This window comes from Coprothermobacter sp. (assembly GCA_013824685.1).
Lineage (GTDB): Bacteria > Caldisericota > Caldisericia > Cryosericales > Cryosericaceae > Cryosericum.
This window is the reverse complement of record PNOG01000025.1, coordinates 1-15564: the sequence shown is the minus strand read 5'-3', so window position 1 is coordinate 15564 and position 15564 is coordinate 1. Positions and strand designations below refer to the sequence as shown.

The 15564-nt window shown below is 59.6% G+C and carries 13 protein-coding genes and 1 tRNA gene; 9 read left to right on the top strand and 5 right to left on the bottom strand.

Features of this window, described 5'->3' with window-relative positions; genetic code table 11:
* Positions 1-2 precede the first annotated feature (2 nt).
* The 9 genes from C0398_08230 to C0398_08190 all read left to right on the top strand — a co-directional run bounded on the left by C0398_08230 (position 3) and on the right by C0398_08190 (position 9657).
* On the top strand, positions 3-2828 hold the full coding sequence (locus tag C0398_08230; GenBank protein ID MBA4365965.1) for a hypothetical protein: 2826 nt from the start codon (positions 3-5) through the stop codon (positions 2826-2828).
* Between the two features lie 30 nt (positions 2829-2858).
* On the top strand, positions 2859-4955 hold the full coding sequence (locus C0398_08225; protein MBA4365964.1) for a hypothetical protein: 2097 nt from the start codon (positions 2859-2861) through the stop codon (positions 4953-4955).
* Positions 4956-4969: 14 nt separating this feature from the next.
* Complete coding sequence (locus C0398_08220; protein ID MBA4365963.1) at positions 4970-5473, top strand: hypothetical protein; 504 nt, start codon at positions 4970-4972, stop codon at positions 5471-5473.
* A gap of 100 nt (positions 5474-5573) precedes the next feature.
* Complete coding sequence (locus C0398_08215; GenBank protein ID MBA4365962.1) at positions 5574-6527, top strand: hypothetical protein; 954 nt, start codon at positions 5574-5576, stop codon at positions 6525-6527.
* A gap of 17 nt (positions 6528-6544) precedes the next feature.
* Positions 6545-6925: a hypothetical protein gene (locus C0398_08210; protein MBA4365961.1), complete on the top strand. Its 381-nt coding sequence runs from the start codon at positions 6545-6547 to the stop codon at positions 6923-6925.
* 449 nt (positions 6926-7374) lie between these two features.
* Positions 7375-8340, top strand: coding sequence for a hypothetical protein (locus tag C0398_08205; GenBank protein MBA4365960.1), 966 nt, complete (start codon positions 7375-7377; stop codon positions 8338-8340).
* Positions 8341-8570: 230 nt separating this feature from the next.
* Positions 8571-8957, top strand: coding sequence for a hypothetical protein (locus C0398_08200; protein MBA4365959.1), 387 nt, complete (start codon positions 8571-8573; stop codon positions 8955-8957).
* A 91-nt stretch (positions 8958-9048) separates the two neighbouring features.
* The gene (locus C0398_08195; protein MBA4365958.1) at positions 9049-9510 is read left to right on the top strand and encodes an RNA-binding protein S1; all 462 of its coding nucleotides are present in this window, start codon (positions 9049-9051) and stop codon (positions 9508-9510) included.
* A 70-nt stretch (positions 9511-9580) separates the two neighbouring features.
* Positions 9581-9657 (top strand) — tRNA-Met (locus C0398_08190).
* Positions 9658-9842: 185 nt separating this feature from the next.
* Here C0398_08190 and C0398_08185 read toward each other — a convergent pair.
* The 5 genes from C0398_08185 to C0398_08165 all read right to left on the bottom strand — a co-directional run.
* Entirely contained in the window at positions 9843-10124 is a 282-nt protein-coding gene (locus C0398_08185; GenBank protein ID MBA4365957.1) for a hypothetical protein, read from the bottom strand.
* Between the two features lie 57 nt (positions 10125-10181).
* A complete protein-coding gene (locus tag C0398_08180) occupies positions 10182-12122 on the bottom strand; it encodes a copper-translocating P-type ATPase (GenBank protein MBA4365956.1) in 1941 nt (646 codons plus the stop codon).
* Positions 12123-12807: 685 nt separating this feature from the next.
* On the bottom strand, positions 12808-13443 hold the full coding sequence (locus tag C0398_08175; GenBank protein ID MBA4365955.1) for a hypothetical protein: 636 nt from the start codon (positions 13441-13443) through the stop codon (positions 12808-12810).
* A gap of 9 nt (positions 13444-13452) precedes the next feature.
* Positions 13453-14022 carry a hypothetical protein gene (locus tag C0398_08170; GenBank protein ID MBA4365954.1) on the bottom strand — a complete coding sequence of 190 codons (570 nt, stop codon included), beginning with the start codon at positions 14020-14022 and terminating at the stop codon, positions 13453-13455.
* 1046 nt (positions 14023-15068) lie between these two features.
* On the bottom strand, positions 15069-15564 hold a 496-nt coding region (locus C0398_08165; protein MBA4365953.1), incomplete at its 5' end, for a heavy metal translocating P-type ATPase.

The following is a 15564-nucleotide window of genomic DNA, read 5'->3' as shown; positions in this document are numbered from 1 at the left end:
CTATGCGAAGAGCTGTCGTTGTCCTTCTGCTCGTCGTCGTGCAACTTGTGGCGGCTGGGACAGCGGGTTACGCGCGCGCTGCGCTCACCTACACACCGTTTGTTGCAGCAGCCACGCCGAACACCGCGGGGGCCAACGCTTCCTACCATATCACGTTCAGCACCGGCCAGTACGCGAACGTCGGTGAGCTGGCCCTGCGGTTTTCCTATGACACGACCTACGTGTCTGAGGCCGTCATGGCCAGCAGTATCCGGGTGAACGGCCTGCAGGTGATGAGCGCGCGGTTCTCCAAAATCGCCTACAACGACATCGAGCTGTACGTCTATCTGAGTCAAGTTCTCGGATCCTCTACGCCCGTCACCGTGGAGATCGCTGCCAGTGCGGGCATCATCAACCCAACCTACACCCGGAGCTGCTACCGCATGCGGGTGGGTCTCTTCCGCAACCACTTCGAGTACGGAGAGCTGATATCCGACCTGTACACCATTGTGCCGTCAACCCTCTTGAATCTCACGCTCACGGTCGAACCTCCGGTCGTCGGGTCTGTTGCTGCCTACGCAGTCAGTTTCGTCACCGGTGTGAATGGAGGCCTCAAGGCTGGACAGGACAACATCACGGTGTCGTTCCCGGCGGGCACATCCTTGCCCGGTTCGCTTCAGGCCAGCCATGTCACGATCAATGGCATCGCCTGCACTGGGAAAGTATACTTTGAACCGTCTGCTCCCAACGCCCTGCGCATCTACACGCCGGTGAATGTTGCAGCGTCGTCCCCTCTTACCATCTTCTTCCCTGCGGCATTCGGACTGCGCAATCCCCTGCAGACCGGGCCTGTTCACGTCAGCGTCGGCACGTCCCGGGAACCCACGGTCTTGGATTCCGCTGCTGTCGTCGTTCGGGGCAGAGAGGTGTCCAATCTTGTAGTTGGCTTGAGCAGTGCCTCGGCGGGGACGCCGACAGCAATGCAGGTATCGTTCGTGACGTCGCCAGTTGGGCGCCTGTCGCCTGGGCAGCGCATCTACATTGTCGCTTTCCAGGGAGCCTACGCCATTCCGCTCGGCGGGGACGCCCTAGGCACCACGGTGAACGATTCTGCCACATCATCCCTGCGTGATGGGGGGGCCTTGAGTGTGCGGGTTCCCGTCGCTGTCGGGGACAACGCCCCTATGACGGTGGCGATGCCGGTGGAGGTCGGTTGGGTCAACCCGGCTACCCCAGGGATCTATGAGTTCGGCGTGTATACCGAGTCAGACACGACGATGACGCGGTCCACCGTCACCGTCATCCCGCCCGCCGTGTCGTCGGTCCGGTTCGCTGCTGCCTCGCATGGGATCGCGAAACCGACCCAGCTGACTGTCGGCTGTGTCCTGAGCCCTACGGGGACACTTGGCGCCGGCGACGAGGTGCGTGTATTGTTTGATCAGGGCTTTGTCGTGCCGGCGTTCATCGATTCATCTACAGTGCTGGTGGGCGGGACGCCCACGAGCCGTGTCATCGTCGCAGGACAGATGGTCACCGCTGTTCTCGGCGCTCCGATCGCCGGAGGGTCGGCGATACAGGTCGAGTTTCTCCCCGACGCACGGATAGGTTCACCCTTCGTGCCGGGTACGTACGGCGTTGCGATTGCGACGTCGAGGGACAGCGTCGAAGCGCGCAGCAACGGCATCGAGTTCCGCGCGCTGGTCAACGTCTCGTTCGTCTTGTCCCCAGCGGCTGCGAATGGTTCTCAAGGGCACTACATCGGCGCATCACCGACCGTGTCTTTTGTTGCAGATGGTGCCAAAACCGTCTATGTGCGTCTGGACGATAGTACTCCCTCCGCGTGGGACGGTCGCCCCGTGACCATACCGACAGGCAAGCATACCGTTGAAGCGTGGGCAATAGATGTTCAGGGAGCGGAGGGGGACCATGGTGTCCAGACGATCCTCGTGGATCTGACTCGGCCCGTCGTCACGGTCGATCAGGGACCCGGTGACCTGCTGGTACGCGAGAGTCCGTTCACCCTTTCCGGCACGGTGTCGGAGCCTGTCGACGTGTTACAGGTCAACGGCGTCGCAGCAGCTGTCGGGGCTGACCTTAAGTGGTCGGTCAGTGTCTCCGCCTCTAATGGCCAGTCATTGTCGCTGTATGCCCGCGACCTTGCCGGCAACGGGACAGCGTTCGTCCGGACGGTGCACGTGGATGCCGTCCCACCGGTGGTTCAGCTCGTCACACCATCTGCTCTCGACTCCACGACGTCCGAGGTTACACAAATTGTATCGTTCCGCCTCAGTGAGCCGGGGACTGCACTCGTGAACGGCGTTACCGCCGTTGAAATGAAAGGGTTGTGGAGTGTTCCTGTGGATCTGGTGGCAGGAGCGAATCAGGTCACGATCGTAGCGGGGGACCTCTCGGGCAATCAGTCCACGCTTCATCTGACCATCGAGCGTCGCCAGCAGACAGTCATCCAGCTTACCGTGGGTTCAGCGACCGCAACTGTCGACACCCAGTCACTGGACATGGGTGCTCAACCGATCCTCCTCAAGAGTGGAACGGTCATGGTTCCCCTGCGGTTCGTGAGCGAAGCGTTGGGCGCGGCAGTCGAATGGCTGCCGGCCATGCGGATTGTCTCCCTCAAGCGGGGCGAAACGAGCATCCAGCTCCAGATCGGCTCCAGGATGGCTTTGATCGACCTTCGCCCTATGTCGCTCCTCGAGGCTCCCATTATCGTCGGGGGTCGAACGCTCGTTCCCTTGCGCTTCATCTCTGAGGCGTTTGGTGCCGATGTAGCGTGGGACCAGCAGACAAAGCGCGTCACCATCACATTGCTCAGGAATTCCTCGGCCCGGTGACGGGCGCACCGGCTTGATCAGGAGGTCGTCATGTTCATGAAGAAGCGCTTGATTGCGGTAGCTCTGGCTGTCCTGTTTCTTTGCGTATCTGTTGCAGCTGGAGTCCCGGCCGATGCGGTTGGGATCACGGTTCCCACTGTCACCGTATCGCCCAATACTGCCGGCGTGCGTGCTAAGTATGTCATCGAGTTCGACATCTCGGCGGCACTGGAGCAGTATCAGGCGATCATGATTCAGTTCACGGGCCCTTCACTGACGATCCTGCCATGTACTCCTTGTAACCAGAAGATCGATCAGAACCATGTCCTGCTGAACGGCATCAATCCCCTTCAGGAAGTCATCGGCAACTCGGCGATCGGATCGATCCAGGTCCGGACACCGGTTGCTCTGCCAGCGGGTTCCCACGTTCAGCTCGTCTTTGATGAACAGGCGCGCATCGGCAATCCCGTGGTGGTCGGCACGTACGTTGCTGAGGTCTGGACCGAAGCGGAGCCTCTGAGGGTGACGTCTGCCTCGTACCTCATCGGCGAGAGCCAGCTCGAATCGCTCACAGTCCATCCCGACAACGACGTCGCAGGAGCATCGACGGGGTACCTGATCCTCATGGCCACGGGCGGACGCGGCGAACTGGTCGAGGGGAAGGATACTGTCACGGTCACGTTCCCTGGAGCGCTGTCCCTGCCGTCGGTGCCGGTGGCGGCGCAGGTCACCGTCAACGGGGTGCAGGCATCCTTGGTGTCGAGAGTTGCAGGCATGAACGCGCTTGCCATCCAGATGCCTGTCAGCGTGGCCAGCAGGTCGGCGCTCACACTTGTTCTCCTTCCTGGGTTCGGGCTTGCGAACCCTTCGGCCCGCGGGGAGTACGTGATCCTGGCGCGCACCAGCGCCGAGCCGGGGGATGTCAAGTCGGATCCTTTTGTCATCGTGGACCGCCCTGCCGTATCCGTGACCGTGACCGTCGAACCGGTGCTGCCTGACGGACTGGACGGCTGGTATGTCCACATCCCAGTCGTCACGCTGAGAGCAGAGAGCAATGTCCCCGGCGCAGTTGATATTACCTACGGGATCGATACCGACACACGAGAACCGTACACGAAGCAGTTCACGGTGCCCGAGGGTGTCCATATCCTTCGTTTCGTCGGCATGAATCAGCTTGCCGGCATCTCGACTCCCCTTCTCCGGGAGGTATTCCGCGTGGCTCTGACCGGACCAGTCGTCACCGTGACTGGACAGCCGGCTGAACTTGTCAATGAACCGTCATATGAACTCCATGGCACCGTGCAGGCCAGCCAGGCGCTAGTGGCGTCCGTTGACGTGCAGGGACGGCAAACACACGTCCTCCCAGATGGATCGTTCAGCGAACGTCTCATGCTGCTGGAAGGGGAAAACGACATCGAGGTTGTAGCTAGGGATGAGGCCGGCCTGGCCACGTTTGTGCACAAGAAGGTTGTCCTTGACACGGTAGCCCCGGTACTGACAGTCGATGCACCACGGCTGTGGGAGGAGATCGCATCCGCAAGTGTTGTTGTGCGAGGACATGTAGAGAGCGACAGCACGCTGGAGGTAGCCGGCAGACTGGTGACCGACACGGCGGGCGACGGGTCCTTTGCTGTCCCCGTGTCTCTTGTTCCAGGGAAGAACACGATTCCGGTCACCGCGCGTGACAAGGCCGGCAACACCAGGCGGCTGGCCATCGTCGTGACGTCATTGGCCACGCCATCTCACGTCGTCGTATTGACGATAGGTAAGACAGTCATGATGGTTGACGGGGTCAGTCAGGCTGTTGATCCGGGACGCACGACATCACCCGTCATAGCGCAGGGACGTACGATGGTCCCCATCAGTGCCGTCATGACTGCTGTCGGCGGTTCCGCCACATGGGACGCTGTTGCTCGTACGGTGACGTTGAAGCTGGGCACGCACACCGTTGTTCTCACTATCGGCAAGGCGACTGCTATGGTCGACGGCAAGACGGTTCCCGTCGATTCAGACAACGCGCGGGTGGTCCCGATCATCCTGAACGGCCGCACAATGCTGCCAGTTCGGTTCGTGGCAGAGTCGCTGGGTGCGTCGGTCTTGTGGGATAGTGCGACCCACAGGGTCACGCTGAGTTTCCCTGCGTCCTGACGGAGCGCGCCCGCATGGATCAGTTTCTTGCCAGTGTCGATACTGCCCTCGGAAGCGCCGGGGGACAGCTTGGGATTCTTGCTCTGGCACTTGTGGCGCTCGTGGTGGGGCTCGTTCTGCTTGTCAACAATGGGCGGCAGAGGAGGCGGCTTGCCATCCTTTTCTCCAAGGCAGAGGACGCATCATTCTATGAACACGTCGACGCCATGACAAGGGCGTTCGCCCAGCAGACCGCGACGCAGGCCCAGCTGACTGCCTCGTTCAATGCATTGGAGCAGACGAGCCACGGCTTCTTCGATACGGTGGACATCGAGCACTACGATGCATTTCCGGGACAGGCCGGCAAGTTCAGCTTCTCCCTGCTCATGCTCAATCGCAATGGGTCAGGAATCGTCCTGACGTCACTCACCAGTACCCAGGGCAGCAAGATGTATGTGAAGCGGATCGAGAACGGGAAGAGTGACACGGCGATGAGCCACGAAGAGCAGGACCTGCTGAGCAGACACATACGGTCTTGACACGGGGTTGCATTTTGCACTACGTTTCTATACTGTGTACATGTGCGTCACCTGTGGGTAAACGTTGCCCGCTGTGGCGCAATTTCGAGAGAGCGAGGCGATGATGGCAACGAAGGCGTCCGTCGAGAAGAAGAGCAAGCGCACTGGGTACTCGGTCGTCATCGTTCCATGGTACGAAGGGTGCGCGCGCCAATTCAAGGTCTCCCGCCTCGCCATCTACAGCGTCATCACTGTGTTTGTCCTCTTTGTCTCAGGCTTTGCCTATGTCATTGCAGAGAACACGCGCCTCAGGAGCACCGTTGCCCAGTACAACGGCATGGGCCTGGATCAGGTCGTACGCCTGCAGGCCAGCCAGCTCGATGCTGCCAACGAGGCTATCAGCAAGAGCAACACGGAACTGGCTGCGCTCAAGAAGTACCTCTCCTATCTGGGTACCCTTGATGACAAGGTCCGCAAGACGCTTGGCGTCGGCGGAAACAGTGTCTCCCTGGCGTCCATTCTTAAATCGACGGCTACGCCGACCCTTTCTGTCAGCCGTGGCCTGGCCGCAGGCGCGACACAGCTGTCGACGTCGACCGCTGTGGTGCAGCAGGAAGCCGAAGCCCGTGAGAAGAACTTGATCGTTCTGCAGGACGCTGCGTCCAAGTACAACACCATGCTCGCGCAGACTCCTTCGCTCTGGCCCTTGTATGGACTCATCACGTCTGGATACGGCTGGCGCTCGAATCCATTCGGCGGCAGTGGCGGCGAGTTCCACGACGGTGTGGACATCGCAGCTCCGTACGGCACGGCGATCAGGGCAACGGCTGACGGCAAGGTTGAACAGTCCGGATGGAACAGCAGTTACGGTATTTCGGTGACGCTGTACCACCGAGACGGCATCGAGACCATGTATGGTCACATGAGCCGGGCGGCCGTGTCCGCAGGTCAGGCAGTCAAGAAGGGCCAGGTCATCGGGTATGAGGGATCGACCGGTCGTGCGACCGGAGCCCACGTGCACTACGAAGTCATCATTCACGGCAACTCCGTGAACCCGATGACCTATCTTGACTAGGTGTGGAGGAAACCGCCATGGCATTCGGACCATCCAAGACTTCCACAGAGAGCAAGACGGCATCTGTCGTTGCTCACGACCTCGTCGTGAAGGGTGACGTCGAGAATCAGGGAGACCTGCGCATCGAGGGTCAGCTGCACGGCAACGTTACGGGTCACGGGACGATCACGGTCGCCGAGCAGGGCGAGGTCCATGGCAACGTCGAAGGGCGTCTGGTCGTCGTGATGGGACGTGTCGAGGGAAATGTCAAGGGCGTGGAGAAGGTTGAGGTCCTGGAGAAGGCGACTGTCAAGGGCGACGTCACGAGTGCGCGCATCTCCGTCGAGGAGGGTGCATCGGTGTCCGGCAAGTTTGACACGACCCCCCGAGAGGCTGAGACTCCAATCACCAAGAGTTAGTCTTCCGCGACATATGCTTGACGCAGCCGGTGCCTTGTTGATGGTGCCGGTTTGCCATATGCCGTCTCGCCGTCGTTCCCCCCCGAGCACTTTCTCTCAATGCGAGGGGTGCTCTCGGCGAAGGCGGGAACCCACACGGGAGACAAATGCTGGATGCCCGCCTGCGCGGGTAAGACGAATGAGCAGCGTGTCCCTCTCTGTCGTTCCCCCCCGAGCACTTTCTCTCAATGCGAGGGGTGCTCTCGGCGAAGGCGGGAACCCACACGGGAGACAAATGCTGGATGCCCGCCTGCGCGGGCATGACGGAGCAGCCGCATACACGGGAATGACAAATTACAGGCTGCACATGGCGATTCACTTGCACCAGGTTTTCTGGTGCTATACTCTGAATCACGAGATGGTCTGGCTCGAGCGATGGCAACCTGAGAGGAGTCTGCTGGAGGGATACGATGGGCGAAGGCAAACTGGCCGAGTTTCCAGCTCACACGATTCTCGAAGTGCTGTTCACCAAGGATCCGAGTGCACTTCTGTCTGTCACGACGAGGGCGACCCGGTACGATGTTGTCGTTGGCCGCACTGGTATTCGCTACGCGAGCCGGGGACAGCTGAGCGGCGAGACCGCCCTGTTCCTGCTGCTCATGGAGACCGAGGGCACGTTCGCTCTTGGGCCCGTCACCTCCGACTACGCATCCAACTGCGTCTTCGCGAGCCTGAGCGATGTCGATGTCAGGTTCGCAGAGTGGAAGAAACGCTTGACCGGCACCGACCTTCGATTCCTGGACCCCGGACACCTTTACTGGTGGCGCAGCAAGCTCAGCAAGGACGTGCAGCAGCTGGCCGCGCCGGAATATGAGATTGCGCAGCTGACCAGGGACCGCGCGCAGACGATCGATTCGCTGGCGTCCGTGCTTGGACAGGACGTGCTCGCAGTCTCAAGGGTGCTGACACGGATGACGCATCAGGAGTCCTTCGAGGTCGTGCCATTTGTCCGTCCGCCGCGGCAGACGACGTATCGGTGTATCGTGGCCTCGCGCGACGCCCTGCTGGCCAACGCGTTCTGGCAGAACGTCTGTGGCGGCGAGATGCCGTTGCAGTGGGACAGCCACGAGCTGCTGTACCGGCGGACTGTCTCCCACCCTGCGTACGACCTGGCGACCGTCTTTGTCATGCAGGTGCTGGACGACACGATGAAAGACATGGTCCGGCTTGCTGACGTTCTCATCTTTCTCCTTTCCGACCTGCCGTCCGACGAGGAGCGCTACCTGGCGGACCTGCGTGCTCTCAACCTCGACACGTCCGTGTTCTTCTGGGGTTCGAGAAGGCGCAGGTGGGCTCGCCATGTCCAGCAGTCCGTCCACTTCACGACTCCACTGGAACGAGAGTCCGTCCTGCAGTCTCTGGACGCGTTCCTGTAGGTGAGACGAGCCGGGAGCGCAGCGACGGGTAAGTGATACTGGCAGCGCGTCCTGGTTGTCCAACTGGAGCAGGGGACGTCATGTGACAAGGTGCTTGACGTGGGTGTGGTGAATGGGTATGATGACGTCACTGGCCGTGACCGCTCGTGCGTTCCGACGATCGAGACGGTGAGAGGGCGGAACATCGCTCGGGTGAGCACCGTGAGCCCGACGCCTGAAGGATGAGATCTGTGTTGAGACAACAGAAGCGTGGACATACACTGAACATCCACAAGGTTCTAGCGCTCGTGGCGTGTTTCGTCATTGGGTATCTCATCTGGAGTACGGTCGCCGCGCTCGTCTACCTGGGCAAGGCAGACCGGCTGGTGACACGTACGTTTGCTGAACTGCAACGGGTCAGCGCACAGACGCTCGAACAACAGAAGGCTATGCAGTATCATGCGACGAAAGCCTACGTCGAAAAGGTCGCGCGCGAGGACATGCTCATGAGCAAGAAGGGTGACACCGTCATCCTCTTCCCCGTGGACCGCACAGTCCCAGAGCCGGTTTCCCCTGAGCCCACGGGTCTTCCTCGCGCGTTGAGTCAGCTCATCACATGGGTCAAGGGATGGTTCTAGGGTTGCATTTTGGCCTGGGCGCTGTATGCTGTTTTATTGGAGCCTGCCATGTCGACAGAGCTATCCCCCGCAGAGGTGAGTGACGAGCTTAATGGCCGAAGAGCACCGCATCAAGCTAACCGAAGGTATTGTCGTCAAGATCGTTCCGTTCGGAGCGTTCGTCAAGACAGACACCAATGAAGTAGGTCTGGTCCACATCTCGGAAATCAGCGACACCTACGTCAAGGACGTCAACCAGTTCCTCAAGGAAGGGGACAAGGTCATCGTTCGCGTCATTGGCCGAAACAAGGATGGCAAGCTCAATCTCTCCATCAAGGCCGCCAAAGTTGCCGGTGGGGCCGATGAAACGCCCGCCGCTCCTGCTGTGGAAGGCAGCTCCTCCACCCCGGCTTCTGCGCCAAGTGCGCCGTCTGCCCGCCCGTCCTACAGCTCGCGGCCGTTCCGCGAGAAGCCCTTGCTGAGCCCCTTCGACATGATGATGAAGCGGTATCTGCAGGACTCACAGGAGTGGCAGGTCGACAAGAAGAAGCGGACAGAGCGCAAGCGCGGATAGCGTCTCGCTTTTCCTCGCTTGACAGAGGCTGTCGTCTCTGCTACTATGTTCCAGTTTTCCAGCGCCCCGTGGCGGCGTAGCTCAGTTGGTTAGAGCATTCGGCTCATACCCGGAGTGTCGAGGGTTCGAATCCCCCCGCCGCCACCACACAGCATCGATACTACGTTTATGGCATTTCTTGGCAGCTGTCATCGCCCCGTTGTCGAGGTACGGCTGAGCAGAGACGCAAGGCGATCGGAGTTCCATCAGTGATTCGTTCCCTGAGAAACCACTTCATTCAAGACGGCAGCGGGTGCGCTTGAAAACGCATCACTGCATCTGTGGGCTTCAAATCACACCATCTTTGTGTATTGGCTCAAGGCACGCTTCATGCTGTCAACCTGTGGTTCGCGCTCTCTGTCTCGAAGCGCCTCGATCACGCAGTAATCGAGATGATCTTCCAGCACGATCTGGCTGATCTTCTGCAGCGCTGCTCTTGCGGAGTTGAGCTGGACGATGATCTCGTCGCAGGGTTCGTCGTTCTCGAGCATCTTGCGGATGCCTCCCAGCTGCCCCTCGATCCTGTTGATTCGCTGACACAGCTTCTTCACGTCATGGTGCTGATGAGTTGGCATGGATGGTTCCTCCCGCTTTACTTCAAGTGAATCCGGTGGCCGTGCAAATGGTACCGGTCAGGCCACCACGGTCTGCTCCTTCTCCCGGTATGCGAGCAACAACGCCGAGTTTACTACCACGAATACCGACCCGCAATTGTGGACAATCGCTGCTGCAACAGGACTCAGCATGCCAAAACCCGCAAAGATGATGGCACCAAAGTTGATGCACATGGAAATCACGATGTTGAAGACAATGCGGCTTCTGGTCTTGCGGCAGAGCCTGATCAGGAACGGGAGCTTGCTGATGTCGTCACTCATCAGAGCGATATCCGCCGCTTCCATGGCGACGTCGGAGCCGATGGCCCCCATGACGATCCCGACGGAAGCGGCGGCAAGTGCGGGCGCATCGTTGACGCCGTCGCCGACCATCCCGACGGAGTGCCCCTGATCAGTCAACTCTTTGATGGCGTCGACCTTGTCATCTGGCAGCAGGGAGGCAACCACGTCCGTCACGCCCGCCGCCTCGCCAATGGCATTGGCGACCGCCTGGTTGTCGCCGGTCAGCATGACGATGCGCGACAAGCCCGTCCGCTCGAGTTCCGCGATCGTGCTCTTGGCTTCCTTCCGGAGGACATCTGCGACGGAGACCACTCCGACAATCTTCCCGTCCACTGCGACTGGCAACACAGTCTTTCCCTTTTCCTGCATCTCTTCGATGAACGCTGCAGCCTCCGGGGTGTCGTCGAGGATCTCCTGCCCGACAGCCTTCTCGCCGATGAGGACTTCATGTCCACGGACTGTTGCAGCGACACCCTTTCCGGCTCGCATCTCGAATGTCTCCGGGTCCTCTGCTGTGATGCCTTGACTCTGAGCGTACGCTAGGACCGCCTTTCCCAGGGGATGTTCAGAAAACTTCTCGGCACTCGCAACGAGCCCCCAAAAGCTGATGGAATCCACCCCCTCGTCAAGCATACGGACATCCTCCACCCGGAGTTCCCCGTACGTGAGTGTTCCCGTCTTGTCCATCACCAGCGTGTCGATCTTTGCCACCGCCTCGACTGCCGCGCCGGATTTGATGAGGATGCCCTTCTTCGTCGCATTGCCAATCGTAGCCAACATGGCGGTCGGAGTGGCAAGTATCAGCGAGCACGGGCAGAAGACGACGAGCGCAGCGACCCCCCGGTAGATGTCCTTTGTGAGCGCGTAGATCAGCACCGCACAACCCAGCGCCACCGGGACGAGAATGCGCGCCCATTTGTCTGCAACACGGACAATCGGCGCCTTGTTCTCCTCGGCTTCTTCAACCAAGCGGATCATCTTCCTCAGGGAGGAATCATTGCCGACGCTCGTGGCTTCAAGCTCGACGACTCCTTCCTGGTTGATGGTCCCCTGGTAGACGTCATCGCCTGTTGTCCGGTCCACTGGAACTGACTCGCCCGTCATGGCAGACTGGTCGACTGACGTGCTTCCGCGGACAATCCTCCCGTCTACGGGAATGGCCTCGCCAGGACGGACCAGAAGCAGATCACCTGTCTTGACCTCTGAAGCGAGTATCTCCTGCTCTCCATCGGCTGTACGGAGACGGGCCTTCTGAGGAGTAAGCTTGATGAGTACCTGGAGACTCTTGCGTGACTTCGCGGCCGTGGCGTCCTCCAGCACCTTGCCGATCTGCATGATGAACGCGACTTCTCCGGCAGCGAAATACTCTCCGATGCTGACTGCTGCAACCAGGGCAATCGCGACGAGAACGTCTGCGGTGACATCGAACTCCGTGACCAATCCCTTCACTGCGCCAAACACAATCGGGATGCCACTCACGACAATCGCTACCCACGCCGGATCAAAGGGCATTCCTTGAAACCACTTGAAGAAACTGGCTACCAGAAAGGCTCCTGATAGAACGGTCAAGCACAACGTGCGAAACTCCTCTTCTCGAAACTTGTCGATGAGATGCATGATCCGACACCACCTTTCCAAAACCAGATTGAGACTATGCCTAATGCCCCCCTGGGGCATATGAGCACTCTATGCCTCTTCGTGGTGGTTGTCAATGCAGGTGGACTCGAGCAGGCCCGGTGAAGGCGGGGTGTCCGAGTACCTCAGAGTGCCCCAGATACTGCGTGAGCAATGTGTGGACGGCTCCGGTTTGTCGCGCGCGCGGGCGAGAGATCAGGACGTTCTTCCTCGACAAACACTCGATGGGTACAGGACTGAGTAGATTGGACTGATAGAGTACCAAGTATTGGTTCTAGACACTTGGGTAGTGAACACTGGGAGCATATCCCCCTGATTGTAGATAGCGCTATCTCTTCCTCGCCTCTGGTACTGCAGCACTTGAGGACTCATGGTTCCTGTCGTTGGTGGCACGCTCGGCTATTTGGCTGAGTCTCGACAATTCCGCCAGCAAAAGGTTCCAACTGGAACCGCTCGGGTCCACCACAGCGTTTTGGACTGTTGTTGGAAGCCTCTCCTCTGTAAGCAAGAGGCGATTCGGCTGGTTCTACATCCTGATCCGCTTGTCGCGATTCCTTCGGGGGAAACGAACCTCTGGAACTGCTGTCTCGTAGTCAGATCAGATGCTGCTCAGGAGGATCCCATATCCTCCAATTTGCCAAGCTCTTTCTTCACCACCTCTGGCGTCGCCAGAGGTGGTCATCCACCCAAACCAGCCGGGATGCTCCTTGCCTTGGACTCCGCCTCGTCAGAGGCCCACCTCTTTCCTCTTTCGCTCGTATTCCTCTTCAGAGATGATCCCCTGCTCCCGAAGTCTCTCCAGATCGGTAATAGGAGATATACCTCCTGCGGAGTCGGTCGCAGCAGCTCCCTTGGGGGTCTTCTTGGGCTCACCCTTGACCTCCCGGACAACGAAGCTCTTCGATACGCGATCATGTGGAAACCGTGCGTAAGTGGACAAACCCCGCAGGAACACCCAGCCAAGAATGGACGCGGTAGCCACGATCAGGAAGACCGTGGCAACACCGCTTAGGTATGCTACGGTCGCTCGGAGGAGGCTTCGTCCCCAGCTCAGTCTGGCACCCTGGCCGTCGACCACTCGTAGTCCCAGTGCCATCTTGCCGAGCGTCTTGCCAAGCAGGTGTGTCATGATGGCGTCATACGCGATGGGGGCGATGAAGAGACAGGCACCGCCGACCCAGCCAGATACTTCGACCGTCATAGCAGAGCCGATCAGTCGACCCACGAGGACTACCACCCCCATGCTCAGCGGCAGCAGCACGAGGAATGCTACGGCAAGGTCAACTCCACGTGCCGCCAGCCTCCTGTACGAGGTTGCCTGCTCGTAGTCAACCGTGGACATGGGCACCGTCGGCGTTTGCATCTCCGCTTCCTAAGCACCGTTGAGGCCGGCGAATGCGGCAGCGTAGTCCTCGTTGGGGATCGAGATGACCACGCTGATCCCCTCCCGGTTGTCGCTCTTGTTCTCCTGGATGAGCCATGCATCTACAGGCTTGGCGAATTGCCGCCTGAAGAGTCTCCTGATCGGGAAGTCTACGATGAGCCACGAGAGGCCAAAGCCCGCGGCAAGGGCGAGCACCATGATCATGCCAATCCAGACGAATTTTGAACCGCTGCTCCGCTGCTGCATCGAGAGGACAATCAGATACAGCCCGAGGGGAATTCCAAGCACGAAGGCGAGGACGGTTCGAACCCTCTCCAGCACCTTGCCCCTGTGCACTTTGGGGAAGCACTCCCTGCAGTACGGGATGCCATCGACGTCAACATCGATCTTGCCCAGCGCCTTGAACGTGCTGTGCAGATGCAGGCAGTCAGTTGTTTCGGCGGGCCCCCCGCACACGGCGCACTGTTGGGGCCACTGCACATTCCCGATGTTCTCTTCCACCACGAAGTTTCCCTTGGCCCGATGAACAAGCGCCTTTCTCCCTGACTGGTGTTCCATCTCAGTTTCCTCCCGAGGTTCCACGGCATTGTGCCGGCTCAGATGTCATCACGTGACCGAAGGTCGATGCTCAGGATCGCGATACGGATGATTGGACCAAGATAGACGAAAGCGGATGACCAGAAGTGCCTATTCCTACGACCAAGATGTGTGACGATCAGGCGGTCACTGAGATTCACACGCCGCCATCACGGAGACATCCGGGCTAATCCTCTAATCATACGGTAGTCAGATTATCGGTCCCAGTCAATAGGAAAATGTCAGTAGAGCAACGGGTCCCGCGTCGACCTCGGAACCGCTGGAACAGTGCATCCCCCCGCCCTCCAAGTTCCTCAGGAGAAGGTCAGTTCACCAGCTTCTTGGGCACGCGGAAACGTGTCTATCGCCCGGTACGGACTACCCACTATGGCTTCATCCCAGCTCCGTGGCGAGGGCCGAATCGGTGCGGACGCATATCAGTGAGTGAGACTTCGGATTCAGGGCCCCTTTGGGAAGAAGGGCGAGATCCAGCAGACTCCGGCTTGCCCTCCAACACTGGGAGTCTGGCCCGTTCTTCGGCGCTCATGGGTCATCAGACAATGGCCTGCTCGAGCGGGCGACGGTTCAGGAGTTCGCCTTCAGGCCATATGGATTCTATGTTGAAGTGACATGACTACACCCCCAATACATCATTTGTCCTACTGACTTAGGTGGTGAACGCGACGGAGACTCCCCCGACATTATGGATGACGGTGGACTTCCTGAGTGTGTTCTGTTGCGGTATTCGTGGAGTCTTGCCCCCTTCCATTCACGGATTGCTCAACAATCCTCCTGAGTCTCGACAATTCCACGAGCAAAAGGTTCCAACCAGAATCAGGTTCCAACCAGAATCCCCTGGGTCCACCACCTCATTAGCACTACCTCCGAAATCCATCTCCGTGGAGCTTCACGTTCTCGGATACCTCCAACCGGACCAGGATCGATGTGATGCTAATCCCGAAGACCACCGTATTGGTCCAGACCGCTTAACCGTTCGACCTCCCACCGTGACCCCAGGGATTGCGATTCTATGTCCGTGGTGCTTTGAGCAGGCGAGCGTTGATGGCGACGACAATGGTGGACAGGGACATCAGGACGGCGCCGACGGCTGGGCTCATGACGAACCCGATTCCCGCAAGAACACCCGCTGCCAGCGGGATGGCGACGACATTGTACCCCGTGGCCCATGCAAGATTCTGCAGCATCTTGCGGTACGTGGCACGCGACAGCCGCACGACTGCCACGACGTCGCGGGGGTCGTCGCGGACCAGGATGATGTCCGCCGTCTCGATGGCAACGTCGGTGCCGGCGCCGATCGCAATCCCGACATCGGCCTGGGCTAGCGCCGGCGCGTCGTTCACGCCGTCGCCGACCATGGCTACCGTCAGCCCCCTGTGCTGGACTTCCTGGATCCTCATTGCCTTCTCGCGCGGCAGTACCTCGGCAAAGAAGTCGTCAAGTCCCAGGTCCTTCGCCACCCACTCGGCGGCAGCGCGCGAGTCACCGGTCAGCATGAGACTCTGG

Coding starts and splice junctions, on each gene's coding strand:
- C0398_08225 (MBA4365964.1), top strand. CDS start 2,859: ATGTTCATGAAGAAGCGCTTGATTGCGGTAGCTCTGGCTGTCCTGTTT.
- C0398_08195 (MBA4365958.1), top strand. CDS start 9,049: ATGGCCGAAGAGCACCGCATCAAGCTAACCGAAGGTATTGTCGTCAAG.
- C0398_08230 (MBA4365965.1), top strand. CDS start 3: ATGCGAAGAGCTGTCGTTGTCCTTCTGCTCGTCGTCGTGCAACTTGTG.
- C0398_08175 (MBA4365955.1), bottom strand. CDS start 13,443: ATGCAAACGCCGACGGTGCCCATGTCCACGGTTGACTACGAGCAGGCA.
- C0398_08210 (MBA4365961.1), top strand. CDS start 6,545: ATGGCATTCGGACCATCCAAGACTTCCACAGAGAGCAAGACGGCATCT.
- C0398_08215 (MBA4365962.1), top strand. CDS start 5,574: ATGATGGCAACGAAGGCGTCCGTCGAGAAGAAGAGCAAGCGCACTGGG.
- C0398_08170 (MBA4365954.1), bottom strand. CDS start 14,022: ATGGAACACCAGTCAGGGAGAAAGGCGCTTGTTCATCGGGCCAAGGGA.
- C0398_08180 (MBA4365956.1), bottom strand. CDS start 12,122: ATGCCCCAGGGGGGCATTAGGCATAGTCTCAATCTGGTTTTGGAAAGG.
- C0398_08205 (MBA4365960.1), top strand. CDS start 7,375: ATGGGCGAAGGCAAACTGGCCGAGTTTCCAGCTCACACGATTCTCGAA.
- C0398_08220 (MBA4365963.1), top strand. CDS start 4,970: ATGGATCAGTTTCTTGCCAGTGTCGATACTGCCCTCGGAAGCGCCGGG.
- C0398_08185 (MBA4365957.1), bottom strand. CDS start 10,124: ATGCCAACTCATCAGCACCATGACGTGAAGAAGCTGTGTCAGCGAATC.